The organism is Burkholderia sp. WTPI3, assembly GCF_021483755.1.
Classification (GTDB): domain Bacteria; phylum Pseudomonadota; class Gammaproteobacteria; order Burkholderiales; family Burkholderiaceae; genus Burkholderia.
This window is the reverse complement of the sequence record NZ_JAGIXF010000007.1, coordinates 93,647-113,281: the sequence shown is the minus strand read 5'-3', so window position 1 is coordinate 113,281 and position 19,635 is coordinate 93,647. Positions and strand designations below refer to the sequence as shown.

20 protein-coding genes and 1 tRNA gene are annotated in these 19,635 nt (G+C 62.9%); all 21 read left to right on the top strand.

The window, feature by feature from the left end; all coding sequences use genetic code 11:
- Nucleotides 1–41 precede the first annotated feature (41 nt).
- The gene (gene secG, locus J7024_RS06380) at nucleotides 42–419 is read left to right on the top strand and encodes a preprotein translocase subunit SecG (RefSeq protein WP_124827570.1); all 378 of its coding nucleotides are present in this window, start codon (nucleotides 42–44) and stop codon (nucleotides 417–419) included.
- A gap of 111 nt (nucleotides 420–530) precedes the next feature.
- Nucleotides 531–615: transfer RNA gene (locus J7024_RS06375), tRNA-Leu, on the top strand.
- 155 nt (nucleotides 616–770) lie between these two features.
- Nucleotides 771–1,130 carry an NADH-quinone oxidoreductase subunit A gene (locus J7024_RS06370; protein ID WP_096507621.1) on the top strand — a complete coding sequence of 120 codons (360 nt, stop codon included), beginning with the start codon at nucleotides 771–773 and terminating at the stop codon, nucleotides 1,128–1,130.
- Nucleotides 1,131–1,192: 62 nt separating this feature from the next.
- Nucleotides 1,193–1,672: a NuoB/complex I 20 kDa subunit family protein gene (locus tag J7024_RS06365; RefSeq protein ID WP_004186402.1), complete on the top strand. Its 480-nt coding sequence runs from the start codon at nucleotides 1,193–1,195 to the stop codon at nucleotides 1,670–1,672.
- Between the two features lie 22 nt (nucleotides 1,673–1,694).
- Nucleotides 1,695–2,297 carry an NADH-quinone oxidoreductase subunit C gene (locus J7024_RS06360; RefSeq protein WP_124827569.1) on the top strand — a complete coding sequence of 201 codons (603 nt, stop codon included), beginning with the start codon at nucleotides 1,695–1,697 and terminating at the stop codon, nucleotides 2,295–2,297.
- 9 nt (nucleotides 2,298–2,306) lie between these two features.
- On the top strand, nucleotides 2,307–3,560 hold the full coding sequence (locus J7024_RS06355; RefSeq protein WP_124827568.1) for an NADH-quinone oxidoreductase subunit D: 1,254 nt from the start codon (nucleotides 2,307–2,309) through the stop codon (nucleotides 3,558–3,560).
- Between the two features lie 168 nt (nucleotides 3,561–3,728).
- Nucleotides 3,729–4,214, top strand: a complete 486-nt coding sequence (nuoE, locus tag J7024_RS06350; RefSeq protein WP_096507617.1) for an NADH-quinone oxidoreductase subunit NuoE — start codon at nucleotides 3,729–3,731, stop codon at nucleotides 4,212–4,214.
- Nucleotides 4,211–5,521 carry an NADH-quinone oxidoreductase subunit NuoF gene (gene nuoF, locus J7024_RS06345; protein ID WP_096507616.1) on the top strand — a complete coding sequence of 437 codons (1,311 nt, stop codon included), beginning with the start codon at nucleotides 4,211–4,213 and terminating at the stop codon, nucleotides 5,519–5,521. The genes nuoE and nuoF overlap by 4 nt, the downstream gene beginning before the upstream one ends.
- Nucleotides 5,522–5,606: 85 nt before the next feature.
- Nucleotides 5,607–7,937, top strand: a complete 2,331-nt coding sequence (gene nuoG / locus J7024_RS06340; RefSeq protein ID WP_124827567.1) for an NADH-quinone oxidoreductase subunit NuoG — start codon at nucleotides 5,607–5,609, stop codon at nucleotides 7,935–7,937.
- The gene (gene nuoH / locus J7024_RS06335; RefSeq protein WP_096507614.1) at nucleotides 7,938–9,005 is read left to right on the top strand and encodes an NADH-quinone oxidoreductase subunit NuoH; all 1,068 of its coding nucleotides are present in this window, start codon (nucleotides 7,938–7,940) and stop codon (nucleotides 9,003–9,005) included. It abuts the gene before it with no gap.
- Between the two features lie 15 nt (nucleotides 9,006–9,020).
- Nucleotides 9,021–9,509: an NADH-quinone oxidoreductase subunit NuoI gene (gene nuoI, locus J7024_RS06330; RefSeq protein ID WP_006398806.1), complete on the top strand. Its 489-nt coding sequence runs from the start codon at nucleotides 9,021–9,023 to the stop codon at nucleotides 9,507–9,509.
- A gap of 113 nt (nucleotides 9,510–9,622) precedes the next feature.
- Nucleotides 9,623–10,273: an NADH-quinone oxidoreductase subunit J gene (locus J7024_RS06325; protein WP_096507613.1), complete on the top strand. Its 651-nt coding sequence runs from the start codon at nucleotides 9,623–9,625 to the stop codon at nucleotides 10,271–10,273.
- 19 nt (nucleotides 10,274–10,292) lie between these two features.
- Nucleotides 10,293–10,598, top strand: a complete 306-nt coding sequence (gene nuoK, locus J7024_RS06320) for an NADH-quinone oxidoreductase subunit NuoK (RefSeq protein ID WP_004185739.1) — start codon at nucleotides 10,293–10,295, stop codon at nucleotides 10,596–10,598.
- Nucleotides 10,599–10,615: 17 nt separating this feature from the next.
- A complete protein-coding gene (gene nuoL / locus J7024_RS06315) occupies nucleotides 10,616–12,670 on the top strand; it encodes an NADH-quinone oxidoreductase subunit L (RefSeq protein ID WP_124827566.1) in 2,055 nt (684 codons plus the stop codon).
- A gap of 15 nt (nucleotides 12,671–12,685) precedes the next feature.
- Nucleotides 12,686–14,176: an NADH-quinone oxidoreductase subunit M gene (locus J7024_RS06310; RefSeq protein WP_124827565.1), complete on the top strand. Its 1,491-nt coding sequence runs from the start codon at nucleotides 12,686–12,688 to the stop codon at nucleotides 14,174–14,176.
- Nucleotides 14,177–14,212: 36 nt separating this feature from the next.
- Nucleotides 14,213–15,667 (top strand): NADH-quinone oxidoreductase subunit NuoN, encoded by a 1,455-nt coding sequence (gene nuoN, locus J7024_RS06305; RefSeq protein ID WP_175751225.1) that lies wholly within the window; start codon nucleotides 14,213–14,215, stop codon nucleotides 15,665–15,667.
- Nucleotides 15,667–15,963 carry a DUF2818 family protein gene (locus J7024_RS06300; protein WP_124827564.1) on the top strand — a complete coding sequence of 99 codons (297 nt, stop codon included), beginning with the start codon at nucleotides 15,667–15,669 and terminating at the stop codon, nucleotides 15,961–15,963. Before nuoN ends, J7024_RS06300 begins: the two co-directional genes overlap by 1 nt.
- A 43-nt stretch (nucleotides 15,964–16,006) precedes the next feature.
- Nucleotides 16,007–16,597 (top strand): NUDIX domain-containing protein, encoded by a 591-nt coding sequence (locus tag J7024_RS06295; RefSeq protein ID WP_124827563.1) that lies wholly within the window; start codon nucleotides 16,007–16,009, stop codon nucleotides 16,595–16,597.
- Nucleotides 16,598–16,732: 135 nt separating this feature from the next.
- Complete coding sequence (locus J7024_RS06290; RefSeq protein ID WP_124827562.1) at nucleotides 16,733–17,155, top strand: DUF1178 family protein; 423 nt, start codon at nucleotides 16,733–16,735, stop codon at nucleotides 17,153–17,155.
- Between the two features lie 54 nt (nucleotides 17,156–17,209).
- On the top strand, nucleotides 17,210–18,406 hold the full coding sequence (locus J7024_RS06285) for an acyl-CoA dehydrogenase family protein (protein ID WP_124827561.1): 1,197 nt from the start codon (nucleotides 17,210–17,212) through the stop codon (nucleotides 18,404–18,406).
- A 66-nt stretch (nucleotides 18,407–18,472) separates the two neighbouring features.
- Nucleotides 18,473–19,606, top strand: coding sequence for an acyl-CoA dehydrogenase family protein (locus tag J7024_RS06280; RefSeq protein WP_199568480.1), 1,134 nt, complete (start codon nucleotides 18,473–18,475; stop codon nucleotides 19,604–19,606).
- The last annotated feature ends 29 nt before the right edge of the window (nucleotides 19,607–19,635 follow it).

Genomic DNA, 19,635 nt, shown 5'->3' with positions numbered 1-19,635 from the left:
GGCCGGTCGGTCCGGTCGCCTGATCCAATCGGGTGGGTGTGATGCTGTTATTCAAGACGCTGATTATTGTCGTGCAGGTACTGTCTGCACTCGGTGTGATTGGTCTCGTGCTGCTCCAGCACGGCAAGGGCGCCGACATGGGTGCCGCATTCGGCAGCGGTGCGTCGGGCAGCCTGTTCGGTGCGACGGGCTCGGCGAACTTCCTGTCGCGCACGACGGCCGTGCTGGCGACGGTCTTCTTCGTTGCGACGCTCACGCTGACGTATCTCGGCTCGTACAAGTCGACGCCGTCGGCTGGCGTGCTGGGCGGGGTCGCGGCCGCACCCGCCTCGGCGCCTGTTGCGTCGGCGCCGGCTGTTGCCGCGTCCGCTGCTACGGCTTCGGCCGCGAGCGCGCCGGGCCAGGACGTCCCGAAATAAAAAACTGAAATATTTGCCGTTGTGCGTTGAACAATTTTGAAAGTCAGGTTAGAATTTAATTCTTGAAGCGATTCGCGGGAAACAGGCAGTACGACCCGAGTTGCATGCAGTGCCGACGTGGTGAAATTGGTAGACACGCTATCTTGAGGGGGTAGTGGCGAAAGCTGTGCGAGTTCGAGTCTCGCCGTCGGCACCAAAGTTACTCAATGCCAGCCGCTTCCGAGTGGCTGGCATTTTTCATTTCTGGGGCGTGTCTTGCGATTGTCTTGTGATTGCATGCACTCCGAAATGATTCCTTTCGCCGGAAGTGGTATTCTCCGGACGCTCAGAACTAACCGATAGAGGATTGCCTTGAACCTCGCAGCCTATTACCCCGTCTTGTTGTTCCTCCTCGTGGGCACTGGTTTAGGTATAGCGCTGATCAGCATCGGCAAGCTTCTTGGTCCCAACAAGCCGGACGTCGAGAAGAACGCACCGTACGAGTGCGGCTTCGAAGCCTTTGAAGACGCCCGGATGAAATTCGACGTCCGGTACTACCTCGTCGCCATCCTGTTCATCATCTTCGATCTCGAAACCGCATTTCTGTTTCCGTGGGGCGTCGCGCTGCGGGACATCGGCTGGCCTGGTTTCATCGCAATGATGATTTTCCTGCTCGAATTCCTGTTGGGCTTTGCCTACATCTGGAAGAAGGGCGGCCTCGACTGGGAGTGATGGGCTAATCGCCGGTTTGCATGGGCGGCCACGCTGGGTCGCCCGTCTGGAGTGGAAAGCAAATGAGTATCGAAGGGGTCTTGAAGGAAGGGTTTGTCACCACGACGGCTGACAAGCTGATCAACTGGACGCGTACCGGCTCGCTGTGGCCGATGACGTTCGGGCTCGCGTGTTGCGCCGTCGAGATGATGCATGCGGGCGCGGCCCGTTATGACCTGGACCGGTTCGGTGTCGTGTTCCGTCCGAGCCCGCGTCAGTCCGACGTGATGATCGTTGCCGGCACGCTCTGCAACAAGATGGCGCCGGCGCTGCGTCGCGTGTATGACCAGATGGCCGAGCCGCGCTGGGTGATCTCGATGGGGTCGTGTGCGAATGGCGGCGGCTACTACCACTACTCGTACTCGGTGGTCCGCGGCTGTGACAGGATCGTGCCGGTCGACGTCTACGTGCCGGGCTGTCCGCCCACCGCCGAGGCGCTCGTCTACGGCGTGATCCAGCTTCAGGCGAAGATCCGCCGCACCAGCACCATCGCCCGTCAATAAAGCCCCCGAGCGTCCCCTCAATATGGCAAGCAAAATCGAGACCCTCAAGGCAAACCTCGAAGCCGCGCTCGGCGCGCGCGTGGTGAGCCTCACCGAAGCGATCGGTGAACTGACGCTCGTCGTGAAGGCGAGCGATTACCTCGAAGTCGCAAAGACGCTGCGCGACGATCCGAAGCTCCGTTTCGAGCAGCTGATCGACCTCTGCGGCGTGGACTACCAGACCTACGGCGACGGCGCCTACGACGGCCCGCGTTTTGCTGCCGTGTCGCAGCTGCTGTCGGTCACGAACAATTGGCGCCTGCGCCTTCGCGTATTCGCGCCGGACGACGATCTGCCGATCCTGGCATCGGTCGTCGACATCTGGACCTCCGCAAACTGGTACGAGCGCGAAGCGTTCGACCTGTACGGCCTGGTGTTCGAAGGGCACCCCGATCTGCGCCGCATCCTTACCGACTACGGTTTCATCGGTCACCCGTTCCGCAAGGACTTTCCGGTATCGGGCTACGTCGAAATGCGCTACGACCCGGAAGAGAAGCGGGTGGTCTACCAGCCGGTGACGATCGAGCCGCGTGAAATCACGCCGCGCGTGATCCGCGAGGATCGCTATGGCGGTCTGAAACATTAAGGGGGCGTCATGGCAGAAATCAAGAACTACACCCTCAACTTCGGCCCGCAACACCCGGCAGCGCACGGTGTGCTGCGCTTGGTGCTCGAGCTCGACGGCGAAGTCATCCAGCGCGCCGATCCGCACATCGGCCTGCTGCATCGCGCGACTGAAAAGCTCGCGGAAAACAAGACTTTCATCCAGTCCGTGCCGTACATGGACCGTCTCGACTACGTGTCGATGATGATCAACGAGCACGGTTACGTGCTCGCGATCGAACGTCTGCTCGGTATCGACGTGCCGGAGCGTGCGCAGTACATCCGTGTGCTGTTCGACGAGATCACGCGCGTGCTGAACCATCTGATGTGGATCGGTGCTCACGGACTCGACGTCGGCGCGATGGCGGTGTTCCTGTACGCATTCCGCGAGCGCGAAGACCTGATGGACGTGTACGAAGCGGTGTCCGGCGCACGGATGCACGCGGCGTACTATCGTCCGGGCGGCGTCTACCGCGATCTGCCTGACGCAATGCCGCAATACAAGGCGTCGAAGATCCGCAACGAGAAGGCGCTCGCGAAGATGAACGAAGCGCGCAGTGGCTCGGTGCTCGACTTCATCGACGACTTCTTCACGCGCTTCCCGAAGTGCATCGACGAATACGAAACACTGCTGACCGACAACCGGATCTGGAAACAGCGTCTGGTCGGGATCGGTGTCGTCAGCCCGGAACGTGCGCTGCAGATGGGCATGACCGGACCGATGCTGCGCGGCTCGGGTATCGCGTGGGACCTGCGCAAGAAGCAGCCGTACGAAGTGTACGATCGCATGGACTTCGACGTGCCGGTCGGCGTGAACGGCGATTGTTACGACCGCTATCTGGTGCGCGTCGAAGAAATGCGCCAGTCTGTCCGTATCGCGAAACAGTGTATTGAGTGGCTCCGCAAGAATCCGGGCCCGGTGATGACCGACAATCACAAGATTGCGCCGCCGTCGCGCGTCGGCATGAAGACCAACATGGAAGACTTGATTCACCACTTCAAGCTCTTCACCGAAGGTTTTCACGTGCCGGAAGGCGAAGCGTACGCGGCAGTCGAGCATCCGAAGGGCGAATTCGGCATCTACCTCGTGTCGGATGGTGCCAACAAGCCGTATCGCCTCAAGATTCGCGCACCGGGCTTCGCGCATCTCGCGTCGCTCGACGAAATGGCGCGCGGTCACATGATTGCCGACGCCGTCACGATCATCGGTACGCAGGACATCGTGTTCGGCGAAATCGATCGCTAATGGTTGCGCCGCCTGCGCGAGCGGGCGGCGAGCAGTAAGTCACACGCGATGCGCGCTGAACCGGCGCGGCTTCGCAAGCTGTCAACAGTGAGCGCCAGGTCTGCCGTGCATGCACCGCAGTGCGGCAGGTTGTTCGTTCGGTAGGAATTGAAAGAGTCGTGTCTGAAAATGATCTCAGCTGAAGGCCTGAAAGAAATCGATCGAGCGTTGACGAAGTATCCCGCCGATCAGAAACAGTCCGCCGTGATGTCGGCGTTGGCCGTTGCTCAGGAAGAGCACGGCTGGCTGTCGCCCGAACTGATGCAGTTCGTCGCGAACTATCTCGGCATGCCGGCCGTCGCGGTGCAGGAGGTCGCGACGTTCTACACGATGTACGAGCTCAAACCGGTCGGCAAGCACAAGATCACGCTCTGCACGAACCTCCCGTGCCAGCTGGGCCCGCACGGTGGCGCCGAAGCGACGGCCGACTACCTGAAACAGAAGCTGGGCATCGACTTTGGCGAGACCACGCCCGATGGCAAGTTCACGCTGAAGGAAGGTGAATGCATGGGCTCGTGCGGCGATGCACCGGTGCTGTTGGTGAACAATCACAGAATGTGCAGCTTCATGAGCCGCGAGAAGATCGACCAGCTGCTTGAGGAGCTTTCGAAATGACGTCCCTCCACGACCGTCACATCAAACCGCTGATCCTCGCTGGTCTGAACGGCGAGAACTGGCACCTCGAAGACTACGTTGCGCGCGGCGGCTACAAGCAGCTGCGCCGCATTCTCGAAGAAAAGATCACTCCCGAGCAGGTCATTGCCGACGTGAAGGCGTCGGGCCTGCGCGGCCGTGGCGGTGCAGGCTTCCCGACCGGCCTGAAGTGGAGCTTCATGCCGCGTCAGTTCCCGGGGCAGAAGTATCTCGTCTGCAACTCGGACGAAGGCGAGCCGGGCACGTTCAAGGATCGCGACATCCTGCGCTGGAACCCGCATGCGCTGATCGAAGGCATGGCCATCGGCGCGTACGCGATGGGCATCACCGTCGGCTACAACTATATCCACGGCGAAATCTTCGAAGTGTATCGACGCTTCGAGGCGGCGCTCGAGGAAGCGCGCGCAGCGGGCTTCCTCGGCGACAACATCATGGGCTCGGAATTCTCGTTCCAGCTGCACGCGCACCACGGTTACGGCGCGTACATCTGCGGCGAGGAAACGGCGCTGCTCGAGTCGCTCGAAGGCAAGAAGGGCCAGCCGCGCTTCAAGCCGCCGTTCCCGGCGAGCTTCGGCGTGTACGGCAAGCCGACCACGATCAACAACACCGAGACGTTCGCCGCGGTGCCGTTCCTGCTGTCCATCGGGCCGCAGAATTACCTCGAGATCGGCAAGCCGAACAACGGCGGCACGAAGATCTTCTCGGTCTCGGGCGATGTCGAGCGTCCGGGCAACTACGAAGTGCCGCTCGGCACGCCGTTCGCGACGCTGATGGAGCTCGCCGGCGGGATGCGCGGCGGCCGCAAGATCAAGGCCGTGATTCCGGGCGGCTCGTCGGCGCCGGTGATTCCGGGCGAGATGATGATGCAGACCGATCTCGATTACGACTCGATCGCGAAGGCGGGCTCGATGCTCGGTTCCGGCGCGGTGATCGTGATGGACGAGACGCGCTGCATGGTGCGTTCGCTGCTGCGTCTGTCGTACTTCTACTACGAGGAATCGTGCGGCCAGTGCACGCCGTGCCGTGAAGGCACCGGCTGGTTGTATCGCGTCGTGAATCGTATCGAGCACGGCGAAGGTCGCCAGGAAGATCTGGACCTGCTGAATTCGGTTGCGGAGAACATCATGGGCCGCACGATCTGCGCGCTCGGCGACGCAGCGGCGATGCCGGTGCGCGGGATGCTCAAGCACTACTGGGACGAATTCGCATACCACGTCGAGCACAAGCATTGCATGGTCGGCGGTCACGCACACGCGGCAGCGGCCTGAAGCGAAGCACCGGGTTGCGGAATTTGAGCGCACGGTCGGGCCAAGGCGCGAGCGGGCGAAAATAGGTTAAGGACCATTCACCATCATGGTTGAACTTGAAATAGACGGCAAGAAGGTCGAGGTGCCCGAAGGCAGCATGGTGATCCAGGCTGCACACAAGGCTGATACGTACATTCCTCACTTCTGCTATCACAAGAAACTGTCGGTTGCGGCCAACTGCCGGATGTGTCTTGTCGAAGTCGAGAAGATGCCGAAGGCCGTGCCTGCCTGCGCGACGCCCGTGTCGGCCGGCATGATCGTTCGCACGCAGTCCGAGAAGGCCGTGAAGGGTCAGCAGGCGGTGATGGAATTCCTCCTCATCAACCACCCGCTCGACTGCCCGATTTGCGATCAGGGCGGTGAATGCCAACTGCAGGATCTGGCGGTCGGCTACGGCAAGTCGTCGTCGCGCTACTCGGAAGAAAAGCGCGTGGTGTTCCACAAGAACGTCGGCCCGCTGATCTCGATGGAAGAAATGTCGCGTTGCATCCACTGCACGCGCTGCGTCCGCTTCGGCCAGGAAATCGCCGGCGTGATGGAGCTCGGCATGCTGGGCCGCGGCGAACACTCGGAAATCACGACGTTCGTCGGCAAGACGGTCGACTCCGAGTTGTCGGGCAACATGATCGACCTGTGCCCGGTCGGCGCGCTGACCAGCAAGCCGTTCCGCTACAGTGCCCGTACGTGGGAACTGTCGCGTCGCAAGTCGGTGAGCTCGCACGACTCCGTCGGCGCGAACCTCGTTGTGCAGGTGAAGAACAACCGCGTGATGCGCGTGCTGCCGTTCGAGAACGAAGCAATCAACGAATGCTGGATCTCGGACAAGGATCGTTTCTCGTACGAAGGCCTGAACAGTGAGGAGCGCCTGACCAGGCCGATGCTGAAGCAGGGCGGCCAGTGGATCGAAACCGACTGGCAGACTGCGCTCGAATATGTCGCGAAGGGGCTGCAGGGTATCGCCGCGGATCACGGCGCGAATGCGCTGGCGATGCTCGCAAGCGCGCACAGCACCGCCGAAGAGCTGTTCCTCGTGAAGCAGCTCGCCAACGAACTGAAGACGCCGAACGTCGACTTCCGTCTGCGTCAGCAGGACTTCTCGGCGCCGGTCCAGGGCGCACCATGGCTCGGCATGCCGATCGCCGACCTGTCGAACGTGGATGCCGCGTTCATCGTCGGTTCGTTCCTGCGCCGCGATCATCCGCTGTTCGCCGCACGCCTGCGTCAGGCCGCGAAGAACGGCGCGAAGCTGCATTTCCTGCATGCGACCGCCGACGACTCGTTGATCCGTACCGCGAAGCGCATCGTCGCCGCACCGTCGGCATGGCTCGACGAACTGGCAGGCATCGCTGCAGCCGTTGCGCAACTGCGCGGCGTCGCGCTGCCCGACACGCTCGCGGGCGTCACGGCATCGCCGGCCGCCCAGGCTGTCGCTCAGTCGCTCGCGAACGGCGAACGCCGCGCAGTGCTGCTCGGCAACGTGGCCGTCCGTCATCCGGAATTCTCGAAGCTGCACGCCGTGGCACAGTGGATCGCCGAGAACACCGGCGCCACGTTCGGCTTCCTGACGGAAGCGGCGAACACGGTCGGCGCGCACGTCGTCAACGCACTGCCGGGCGAAGGCGGCCTGAACGCACGCGAAGCGTTCGCGCAGCCGCGCAAGGGCTACGTGCTGCTGAACGTCGAACCGGAATTCGACACGGCCGATCCGGCGCAGGCGCTTGCCGCGCTGAACCAGGCTGAGATGGTTGTCGTGATGTCGCCGTTCAAGCACGGCCTCGATTACGCGGACGTCTTGCTGCCGATCGCTCCGTTCACGGAAACGGCCGGTACGTACGTGAATGCCGAAGGCTCGGTGCAGAGCTTCAACGGCGTCGTGCGCCCGCTCGGCGACACGCGTCCGGCGTGGAAGGTGCTGCGCGTGCTCGGCAGTCTCCTCGACCTGCCGAACTTCGAATACGAGACCGCGGAAGACGTGCGTGTCGCGGCGCTCGGCGACGCAGGTGTCGCGAGCCGTCTGTCGAACAAGACGTCAATTGCGCCAGTGCGCGTTGCGGCGAATGCCGCGAACGGCAGCTTCGAGCGCCTCGCCGACGTGCCGATCTATCATGCCGACGCACTCGTGCGCCGCGCAGGTGCACTGCACCTGACGGCTGCCGCGAAGGCGGCGAACGTCGCAGCCCTGCCGGCCGCGCTGTTCGACAAGCTGGGCTTGAAGGAAGGCGACGCGGTGCGCGTGCGCCAAGGCGAGCGTGCGGTGCAGTTGCCGGCCGTGCGCGACGCGAATCTTGCGGAGACGGTCGTTCGCGTGTCGGCGGCAACGCCTGCCGGCGCAGCGCTCGGCAGCCTGTTCGGTGAACTGGTGGTGGAGAAGGCGTAAATGAGCTTGTTCGATACGATCAACGCGGGCGGGGCCCAGCTTCTCGGCTTCGCGTGGCCGACGGTGTGGGCACTCGTGCGCATCCTCGTCGTCGCCGTCGTCATCCTGCTGTGCGTCGCGTACCTGATTCTGTGGGAACGCAAGCTGATCGGCTGGATGCACGTGCGTCTCGGCCCGAACCGCGTCGGCCCCGGCGGCTTGTTGCAGCCGATCGCTGACGTGCTGAAGCTGCTGCTGAAGGAAGTCATTCAGCCGAGCGCCGCCAGCCGCTGGCTCTATCTGGTCGCGCCGATCATGACCGTCGTGCCGGCGTTTGCCGTGTGGGCAGTGATCCCGTTCCAGGCCGAAGCCGTGCTCGCGAATGTGAACGCCGGCCTGCTGTATGCGATGGCGATCTCGTCGATCGGCGTGTACGCGGTGATTCTCGCCGGCTGGGCGTCGAACTCGAAGTACGCGTTCCTCGGTGCGATGCGTGCGGCAGCCCAGATGGTTTCGTACGAAATCTCGATGGGCTTCGCACTGGTGCTCGTGCTGATGACGGCCGGCAGCCTGAACCTGTCGGAAATCGTCGGCTCGCAACAGCACGGCTTCTTCGCCGGTCACGGTGTGAACTTCCTGTCGTGGAACTGGCTGCCGCTGCTGCCGGCGTTCGTCGTCTACTTCGTGTCGGGCATCGCCGAAACGAACCGTCACCCGTTCGACGTGGTGGAAGGCGAGTCGGAAATCGTCGCGGGTCACATGATCGATTACTCGGGTATGGCGTTCGCGCTGTTCTTCCTCGCCGAGTACATCAACATGATCGTGATCTCGGCGCTGGCCGCGACGCTGTTCCTCGGCGGCTGGGATGCACCGTTCGAGTTCCTGTCGTTCATTCCGGGCATCTTCTGGCTGGTGCTGAAGGTATTCGCGCTGCTGTCGGTGTTCATCTGGGTTCGCGCGACGTTCCCGCGCTACCGTTACGACCAGATCATGCGCCTGGGCTGGAAGGTGTTCCTGCCCGTCACGGTGATCTGGGTGGTCGTGGTCGGCTTCTGGATGATGTCGCCGCTCAACATCTGGGTGAAGTAAAGATCGGACGAAATCATGACGGCAATCCAACACTTCTTTAAGACCTTCTTCCTGACGGAGCTGCTGAAGGGGCTCGCGCTGACCGGCCGTTACACGTTCCGGCGCAAGTTCACCGTGCAGTTCCCGGAAGAGAAGACCCCGATTTCGCCGCGTTTCCGCGGGCTGCATGCACTGCGCCGCTACGAGAACGGCGAAGAGCGCTGCATCGCGTGCAAGCTCTGCGAGGCCGTGTGCCCCGCCCTGGCGATCACGATCGAATCGGAAACGCGCGCGGACAATACGCGTCGCACGACGCGCTACGACATCGACCTGACGAAGTGCATCTTCTGCGGTTTCTGCGAAGAGAGCTGCCCGGTCGATTCGATCGTCGAGACGCAGATTCTCGAGTACCACGGCGAAAAGCGCGGCGACCTGTATTTCACGAAGGAAATGCTGCTCGCAGTGGGCGATCGTTACGAGAAGGACATCGCAGCGGCGAAGGCTGCCGACGCGCCGTATCGTTGATTGTGTTTGCAGTGCCGGCCCGGCATCAACGGGCCAGCCGCCGCGACGGGGGCGGCACGCGAGAGCGTTCCGCAAGCCGCGCCTGACTATGGCCTAACGATGAACCGGTAATCATGGAATTCACGACCGTACTGTTCTACATCTTCGCGCTGCTCCTGGTGGTATCAGGGCTGAAGGTGATCACTTCGCGCAACCCGGTGGCGTCTGCGCTTTTCCTTGTGCTGGCGTTCTTCAACGCCGCCGCGATCTGGATGTTGCTGGAAGCGGAGTTCCTTGCGATCCTGCTGGTGCTGGTGTACGTGGGCGCGGTGATGGTGCTGTTCCTGTTCGTCGTGATGATGCTGGACATCAACGTCGATTACCTGCGTCGCGACTTCAAGCGCTTCGTGCCGATGGCAACGGTGGTCGGCGCGATCATCGTGGTCGAGACCGCGCTGATCCTGTGGCGCGGCTACGGCGACACGCACTCGGCGCATGCGATGGCGACGGGCGCGATGGCCGACTGGTCGAACACGCGACTGATCGGCAAGGTGATCTATACCGACTACATCTTCGCGTTTGAAATCGCCGGCCTCGTGCTGCTGGTCGCGATCATTGCCGCGATCGGGCTGACCGAGCGCAAGGGCAAGGACAGCAAGCGCCAGCGCGTGTCGGATCAGGTCAAGGTGCGTCGCGCCGACCGCGTGCGCCTCGTGAAGATGGAAGCGGAAAAGCCGCAGCCGGAAACGGCGCAGAGCGAAGCCGGTACGAGCACCAACGGCTAAGCGGAGGAAAAAGAAAATCATGTTGACTCTTGCTCACTACCTCGTGCTCGGCGCGATCCTCTTTGCGATCGCGATCGTCGGGATCTTTCTCAACCGCCGCAACATCATCATCATCCTGATGGCGATCGAACTGATGCTGCTGGCGGTGAACACCAACTTCGTCGCGTTTTCTCACTACCTCGGCGATGTACACGGCCAGATCTTCGTGTTCTTCGTGCTGACCGTCGCAGCAGCGGAAGCGGCGATCGGTCTCGCGATTCTGGTGACCCTGTTCCGTAAGCTCGACACGATCAATGTCGAGGATCTCGATCAGCTCAAGGGCTAATTTCAGGTAACGCTGTTATGTCAACGACACTCAATGAAAACCTGCTGCTGGCGATTCCGCTCGCTCCGCTGGCCGGCTCGCTGATTGCGGGCCTGTTCGGGAACGCTGTAGGGCGTAAGGGCGCACACCGGATCACGATCCTCGGCGTATTGATCGCGTTTCTGCTGTCGGCGAAAGTCTTCCTCGACGTGATGGGGGGCGCGAGCTTCAACGCGACCGTCTATCAGTGGATGAACGTTGGTTCGCTGAAACTTGAAATCGGTTTCCTCGTCGATTCGCTGACCGCGATGATGATGGTCGTCGTGACCTTCGTCTCGCTGATGGTGCACATCTACACGATCGGCTACATGTCGGAAGAAGACGGCTACCAGCGCTTCTTCTCGTACATCTCGCTGTTCACGTTCTCGATGCTGATGCTCGTGATGAGCAACAACTTCCTGCAGCTGTTCTTCGGCTGGGAAGCGGTGGGTCTGGTGTCGTACCTGCTGATCGGCTTCTACTTCACGCGTGAAAGCGCGATCTACGCGAACATGAAGGCGTTCCTCGTGAACCGCGTGGGCGACTTCGGCTTCCTGCTGGGCATCGGCCTGCTGCTCGCGTTCGCGGGTTCGATGAACTACGGCGAAGTGTTCGCGAAGCGCGCGGAGCTCGCGAGCCTGCACTTCCCGGGCACCGACTGGGGCCTGCTGACCGTCGCCTGTATCTGCCTGTTCATCGGCGCGATGGGCAAGTCGGCACAGTTCCCGCTGCACGTGTGGCTGCCCGACTCGATGGAAGGCCCGACCCCGATCTCCGCGCTGATTCACGCGGCGACGATGGTGACGGCCGGCATCTTCATGGTGTCGCGCATGTCGCCGCTGTTCGAACTGTCGGACGCCGCGCTGTCGTTCATCACGGTGATCGGTGCGATCACGGCGCTGTTCATGGGCTTCCTCGGCATCGTGCAGAACGACATCAAGCGTGTCGTCGCGTACTCGACGCTGTCGCAGCTCGGTTACATGACGGTTGCGCTCGGCGTGTCGGCTTACCCGGTCGCCGTGTTCCACCTGATGACGCACGCGTTCTTCAAGGCGCTGCTGTTCCTTGGAGCCGGTTCGGTGATCATCGGCATGCACCACGACCAGGACATGCGCAATATGGGCGGTCTGCGCAAGTACATGCCGATCACGTGGATCACGTCGCTCGTCGGTTCGCTGGCGCTGATCGGTACGCCGTTCTTCTCGGGCTTTTACTCGAAGGACTCGATCATCGACGCGGTGAAGCTGTCGCACCTGCCGGGTTCGGGCTTCGCGTACTTCGCAGTGGTCGCGAGCGTGTTCGTCACGGCGCTGTACTCGTTCCGCATGTACTTCCTGGTGTTCCACGGAGAAGAGCGTTTCCGCAAGCCGAAGCATCCGGAATCGCCGATGGGCATGGCGGCCGCACACGGTCACGACGATCACGGCCATGGCCACGGTCATGACGACCACGCGCACGAGCCGCACGAGACCCCGTGGGTCGTGTGGGTGCCGCTGGTCCTGCTGGCGATCCCGTCGGTGATCATTGGTGCGATCGCGGTCGGCCCGATGCTGTTCGGCGATTTCTTCCAGCACGGCGTCGCGTTCGACAAGGTGATCTTCATCGGCGCGAACCATCCGGCACTGGCCGAAATGGCCGAGGAGTTCCACGGCTGGGTGGGCATGGGCCTGCACTCGGTGTCGGGCCTGCCGGTGTGGCTGGCGCTCGCCGGTGTGGTTGTCGCGTGGTTCCTGTATCTGAAGCGTCCGGAGCTGCCGGCGTCGATCCGCCGCGCGTTCGGCCCGATCTACACGCTGCTCGACAACAAGTACTACATGGACAAGATCAACGAGGTGGTGTTCGCCCGTGGTTCGGTGGCGATCGGCCGGGGCCTGTGGAAGGAGGGTGACGTCGTGGTGATCGACGGCCTCGTGAACGGCAGCGCCCGGTTCATCGGCTGGTTCGCCAGCGTGATCCGCTTCCTGCAATCCGGTTACATCTACCACTACGCGTTCGCCATGATCATCGGCATGCTGGGGCTCCTGACCCTGTTTGTGACGCTGGGCGGCAAATAAGACGGGGGACAACTAATGCACGCTTTTCCGATTCTCAGTACCGCGATCTGGCTGCCGATCGTTTTCGGCCTCCTCGTGCTCGTGGTGGGTAACGACAGAAAGCCGGGGGCGGCCCGCTGGGTCGCTCTGATCGGTTCGCTGCTCGGGCTCGCGGTCACGATTCCGCTGATCACGGGCTTCGACTCGAGCACGGCAGCGCTGCAGTTCGTCGAGCATTCGACCTGGATCGAACGCTTCGACATCTCGTATCACCTGGGGGTCGACGGCCTGTCGATGTGGTTCGTGGTGCTGACCGCGCTGATCACGGTAATCGTCGTGATCGCCGCGTGGGAAGTAATCACCGAGAACGTCGCGCAGTACCTCGCGGCGTTCCTGATCCTCTCGGGGATCATGATCGGCGTGTTCTCGTCGGCCGACGGCCTGCTGTTCTACGTTTTCTTCGAAGCGACCCTGATTCCGATGTACATCATCATCGGTGTGTGGGGCGGTCCGAATCGCGTGTACGCGGCATTCAAGTTCTTCCTGTACACGCTGGCCGGTTCGCTGCTGATGCTGGTCGCGCTGATTTACCTGTACACGCATACGCATTCGTTCGACCTCGCGACGTGGCAGGACGCGAAGATCGCAATGACGCCGCAGATCCTGCTGTTCATTGCATTCTTCCTCGCGTTCGCGGTGAAGGTGCCGATGTGGCCGGTGCACACGTGGCTGCCGGACGCGCACGTGGAAGCGCCGACGGGCGGCTCGGTCGTGCTGGCAGCGATCATGCTGAAGCTCGGCGCGTACGGTTTCCTGCGCTTCTCGCTGCCGATCACGCCTGACGCAAGCCACTTCCTGGCGCCGGTCGTGATCACGCTGTCGCTGATCGCGGTGATCTACATCGGCCTCGTCGCGATGGTGCAGGCCGACATGAAGAAGCTGGTCGCGTATTCGTCGATCGCGCACATGGGCTTCGTCACGCTCGGTTTCTTCATCTTCAATCAGCTCGGCGTCGAAGGCGCGATCATCCAGATGATCTCGCACGGCTTCGTGTCGGGTGCGATGTTCCTGTGTATCGGCGTGCTGTACGACCGCCTGCATTCGCGCCAGATCGCCGACTATGGCGGCGTCGTGAACGTGATGCCGAAGTTCGCGGCGTTCGCGATGTTGTTCTCGATGGCCAACTGCGGCCTGCCGGGCACCTCGGGTTTCGTCGGCGAGTTCATGGTGATTCTCGCAGCCGTCCAGTACAACTTCTGGATCGCGTTCGGCGCAGCGTTCACGCTGATCCTCGGCGCCGCCTACACGCTGTGGATGTACAAGCGCGTGTACTTCGGCGCGGTTGCGAACGATCACGTTGCCAAACTGAAGGACATCGGCAGTCGCGAGTTCCTGATGCTGGCCGTGCTTGCCGCGTTCACGCTGTTGATGGGCCTGTATCCGAAGCCTTTCACCGACGTGATGCACGTTTCCGTGGAAAACCTCCTCTCCCACGTCGCGCAGTCTAAGCTGCCGCTGGCGCAGTAATCGCGAGCGGAGGAAATCAAAATCATGAATGCTCCTATGAATGTCCTGTTGCCTGACGCGCTGGTGATGGTCGCCATCGTCGTCGCATGGCTGAACGACACCTTTACGGGTGCCGCTGGCCGCCGCCTCACCTATCTGATCGCGGTGGTTTCGTCGGTCGTCGCCGGCGTATGGTTCGCCGTGCAGGCGCTGGATCCGCAGCAGTACTACTTCTTCTCGCGGATGGTCGTCGTCGACTCGTTCGCGAGCATGATGAAGGCCGTCGTGTCGATCGGCTTCGCGGTCACGCTCGTCTATTCGCGCAAGTACCTCGAAGACCGTGACATGTTCCGCGGCGACGTGTTCCTGCTCGGCATGTTCTCGCTGCTCGGTCAGTTGGTGATGGTGTCGGGCAACAACTTCCTGACGCTGTACCTCGGCCTCGAACTGATGTCGCTGTCGCTGTACGCGATCATCGCGCTGCGTCCCGATGCAGCTCAGTCGAGCGAAGCCGCGATGAAGTACTACGTGCTGGGCGCGCTCGCGTCGGGCTTCGTGCTGTACGGCATCTCGATGCTCTACGGCGCGACCGGCTCGCTCGAGCTGGGCGAGGTGTACAAGGCGGTTGGCGGCAACACCGACGCTGCCGTGCTGATGTTCGGCGTGATCTTCATCGTCGCCGGTATCGCGTTCAAGCTCGGCGCCGTGCCGTTCCACATGTGGGTACCGGACGTCTACCAGGGCGCACCGACCGCGATGACGCTGTTCGTCGGCGGCGGCCCGAAGGTTGCCGCGTTTGCGTGGGGCCTGCGTTTCCTGGTGATGGGCCTGCTGCCGCTCGCACAGAACTGGCAGACCGCGCTCGTGATCCTCGCCGCGCTGTCGCTGATCGTCGGTAACATCACCGGTATCGTCCAGCGCAACGTCAAGCGGATGCTCGCGTACTCGGCGATCTCGAACATGGGCTTCGTGCTGCTCGGCCTGCTCGCAGGCATCGTGAAGGGCGACGCGGCCGCACCGGCGAGCGCGTACAGCTCGGCGATGTTCTACGCGATCGTCTACCTGATCACGACGCTCGGCTCGTTCGGCGTGGTGATGCTGCTCGCACGCCGCGATTTCGAAGCGGACACGATCGACGACTTCAAGGGCCTCAACAAGCGCAGCCCGGTGTTCGCGTTCGTGATGATGGTCATGATGTTCTCGCTGGCCGGCATTCCGCCGACCGTCGGCTTCTACGCGAAGCTCGCGGTGCTCGAGGCGACCGTCAACGCAGGTCTGACGTGGCTGGCCGTGCTGGCCGTGATCACGTCGCTGTTCGGCGCGTTCTACTACCTGCGTATCGTCAAGCTGATGTACTTCGATGCACCGCAGGACACGGCTCCGATCACCGGCGACTTCTGCAAGCGCACGCTGCTCGTGGTGAACGGCCTTGCGGTCGTCGTGCTCGGTCTGATCCCGAGCCCGCTGCTGACGGCCTGCCTGCAGGCGATCCGTCACACGCTGCCGCTGTAATGTCGGCAGCCGGCTGGTTCATTGTGCTGTTGGCGTTCGTATGCGCCAACGTGCCGTTCCTGAACCAACGCATCTTCGCCGTCGTGCCGACCGGCGCGACGAAGAAGAGCGCGTGGGTTCGGATCGGCGAGCTGATCGTGCTGTATTTCGTCGTCGGCGCACTCGGCTTCTGGCTCGAGTCGCGCGCCGGCAACCGCTTCGAACAAGGCTGGCAGTTTTACGCGATCACGTTCAGTCTGTTCGTCGTGTTCGCGTTCCCCGGCTTCACGTTCCAGTATCTAGTCAAACGACGCTGACGGGCCTTCGGCCGTCGCGTGCCCATTTCCCCGGAGCAACCCGATGGCCGAACTTCCCAATCACGATGCCGTACTGACCGAAACCTGCCTCGAGAGCGAGGCGATTTTCGAAGGCTCGTTCCTCAAGCTCAAGCGCGATACCGTCCGCCTGCCGGACGGCAAGCAAGCCACGCGCGAATACGTCCAGCACCCTGGCGCGGTGATGGTGATCCCGCTGTTCGACGACGGCCGCGTGCTGATGGAAAGCCAGTATCGCTATCCGATCGGCAAGGTCATGGCCGAATTTCCGGCCGGCAAGCTCGATCCGAACGAAGGTGCGCTCGCCTGTGCGGTGCGCGAGCTGCGTGAAGAAACAGGCTACACGGCACGCGAATACGTGTTCCTGGCCCGGATTCACCCGATCATTTCCTACTCGACCGAATTCATCGACCTGTACCTCGCACGTGGGCTGACCGCCGGCGAGCGTAAGCTCGACGAAGGCGAATTTCTCGAAACCTTCACGGCGACGCAGGCCGACCTGCAAGAATGGGTGCGCACCGGCCAGATCACCGACGTGAAGACGATCATCGGCACGATGTGGCTCGACAAGGTGCTGTCCGGCACGTGGCCGCTAGGCCCGGTCCAGACGCCCTGACGGCACGTCAGCGGCGGGCAGGGCGCCGCGTTACAATCGTGTGACGCGGCCGCTTCCGGTCGCGCGATTCTAGTTTAGCACGATCGTTCACAAAAGCGCTTTTTGCGCTACACTCGTCACACGCCCCGATTCAGCATGAAGGTCCTCGATTTACAGTGCCCGCACGGTCATCGGTTCGAAGGCTGGTTCGCTTCCGCCGATGAATTCGAAGCGCAGTTGTCTCGCAAGCTGGTCGAATGCCCGGTGTGCGGGACGACCGAGATCAACCGGATGCCGTCGGCGCCGCGCCTGAACCTGTCGGGCGCGACGCAGACCAAGCCGGCCGATCCGCGTGCGCTCCAGGCGCAGGCGATGCGCGCGCTGCGCGAGGTGCTGGAGAAGACCGAGAACGTGGGCGAGCGCTTCGCCGAGGAAGCGCGGCGCATCCATTACAACGAGGCGCCCGCGCGCAGCATTCGTGGCGTCACGACGCCGGAGGATGCGCAATCCCTCGCAGAAGAAGGCATCGAAGTGATGCCGTTGCCGATTCCTGCCGCGCTGAAAGAACCGCTGCAATGACATACGCAGCGTGTCCTCGCCGGGCCGGACGGCCGCGGCGAGGAGACACTGCGCATGGATCTGGATTATTCCCCCGCCGACGACGCATTCCGCGTTGACGTCCGCGCCTGGCTCGAGGCGAATCTGCCTCACGCACTGCGCGCCAAAGTACTCGATCACAAACGACTCGGCCGCGAGGACTTCGCGAGCTGGCACCGAATTCTCGGCCAGCGCGGCTGGTCCGCGCCTGCCTGGCCGACCGAATATGGCGGCCCGGGCTGGAACGCGACGCAGCGGCACATCTGGGACGAGGAGTGCGCGCGCATCGGCGCGCCGACCGTGCTGCCGTTCGGCGTGTCGATGGTCGCACCGGTGCTCATGAAATACGGCAGCGAAGCGCAGAAGCGCCATTATCTGCCGCGCATTCTCGACGGTACCGACTGGTGGTGCCAGGGCTACTCGGAGCCGGGTTCCGGGTCGGACCTTGCGTCGCTGCGCACGCGTGCCGAGCGCCACGGCGACTACTACGTCGTCAACGGTCAGAAGACCTGGACGACGCTCGGCCAGTATGCCGACATGATGTTCTGCCTCGTGCGTACCGACCCGGCGGCGAAGAAACAGGAGGGCATCTCGTTCCTGCTGATCGACATGAAGGCGCCCGGCATCACGGTGCGCCCGATCATCACACTCGACGAGGACCACGAGGTCAACGAGGTGTTCTTCGAGGACGTGAAGGTGCCCGTCGAAAACCTCGTCGGCGACGAAAACCGCGGCTGGACCTACGCGAAATACCTGCTGGGCCACGAGCGTACCGGCATCGCGCGCGTCGGCGCGTCCAAGCGCGAGCTCGTGTTCCTGAAGCGGGTGGCGTCGAACCAGCGCAAGAACGGCAAGCCGTTGCTCGCCGACCCCGTGTTTGCCGCGAAGGTCGCGGCGCTCGAAGTCGAGTTGATGGCGCTCGAGGTGACGGTGCTGCGCGTGGTGAGCCGCGAGACGAGCGGCAAGGGGCCGGGCCCCGAGGCGTCGATGCTGAAGATCAAGGGCACCGAAGTGCAGCAGGCGCTCACCGAATTGATGTTCGAGGCGATCGGTCCGCTTGCCGCACCGTTCGACGTGCCGTTCCTCGAAGGCGAGCGTGAGCACGGCATCGCGGGCGACGACGATGCGGCGCCGCTCGCCGCGTACTACTTCAACTATCGGAAGACCTCGATCTACGGCGGTTCGAACGAGATTCAGAAGAACATCATCGCGCAGATGATTCTGGGGCTGTGAGCCGGCCGCGACGCATGGGGCGAGAGTCGGGCGTCAAAGTGCCGCTCTGGCCAACAGGAGACAACGATGGATTTCAGCTTTACCGATGAGCAGCAGCAATTCGCCGACGCGCTGCGTCGTTATCTCGGCGAGCAATACGGGTTCGACGCACGTCAGGCCATCGTGCGCAGCGATGCGGGTGTGTCGGACGCGCAATGGCACGCGTTTGCGGAACTCGGGTTGACCGCGTTGCCGGTACCGGACGCGCAAGGCGGATTCGGCGGCGGCCCGGTCGACATGCTGGTCGCGATGCAGGAGCTCGGCCGCGCACTCGTCGTCGAGCCGTACTGGGCGACGGCGGTCGGCATCGAGGCGCTGCGAGTCGCGGGTTCCGGCACGGGCGACGACGCAGCGTTGCTGGAGGCTGTCGCGCAAGGGCAGAAGCGGCTGGCGGTCGCGTTCCACGAACCGCGGGCGCGCTACGATCTGTACGAACTCGATACGCACGCACATGAACAGGGCGGCACGTACCGGCTGACCGGCACCAAGTCGGTCGTTCAGCATGGCGCACAGGCGCATGCGTGGATCGTACCCGCGCGCGCCGATGGCGGCGGCATCGGTCTGTTCGTCGTCGAGCGCGATGCAGCGGGCGCGAAGGCGATCGACTACCGGACGATCGACGGGCAGCGCGCCGCGACCATCGAACTGAACGAAACGCCTGCGCGGCTGCTCGCGGGCGGTGCGCGCGATGCGGCCGCACTCGAGCAGATCGCCGACTATGCGACCTTCCTGCTGTGCGCGGAAGCGGTCGGCGCGCTCGACGAACTGAACCGGGCGACAGTCGAATACACGAAGACGCGCGAGCAGTTCGGCGTACCGATCGCGCGTTTCCAGGCACTGCAGCACCGGATGGTCGACATGCTGATCCATGCGGAGCAGGCGCGTTCGCTGACTTACCTGGCCGCGGTGCGCTACGCGGCCAGCGACGCCGATGCACGCCGCAAGGCGGTTTCGGCCGCGAAGGCGCGCGTCGGCGCAGCCGCGCGCTTCGTCGGCCAGCAGGCCGTGCAATTGCACGGCGGCATGGGCGTGACCAACGAAGTTGCCGCCGCGCATCTGTTCAAGCGGCTGTCGATCATCGAGACGACGCTCGGCGACACCGATCATCACCTTGCGCGCATCGCGGCACTGCCGGATTTCGCGCAAGCCGACGCGGCATGACGGCGACGCGCGAGCGCGCCACAGGAGAC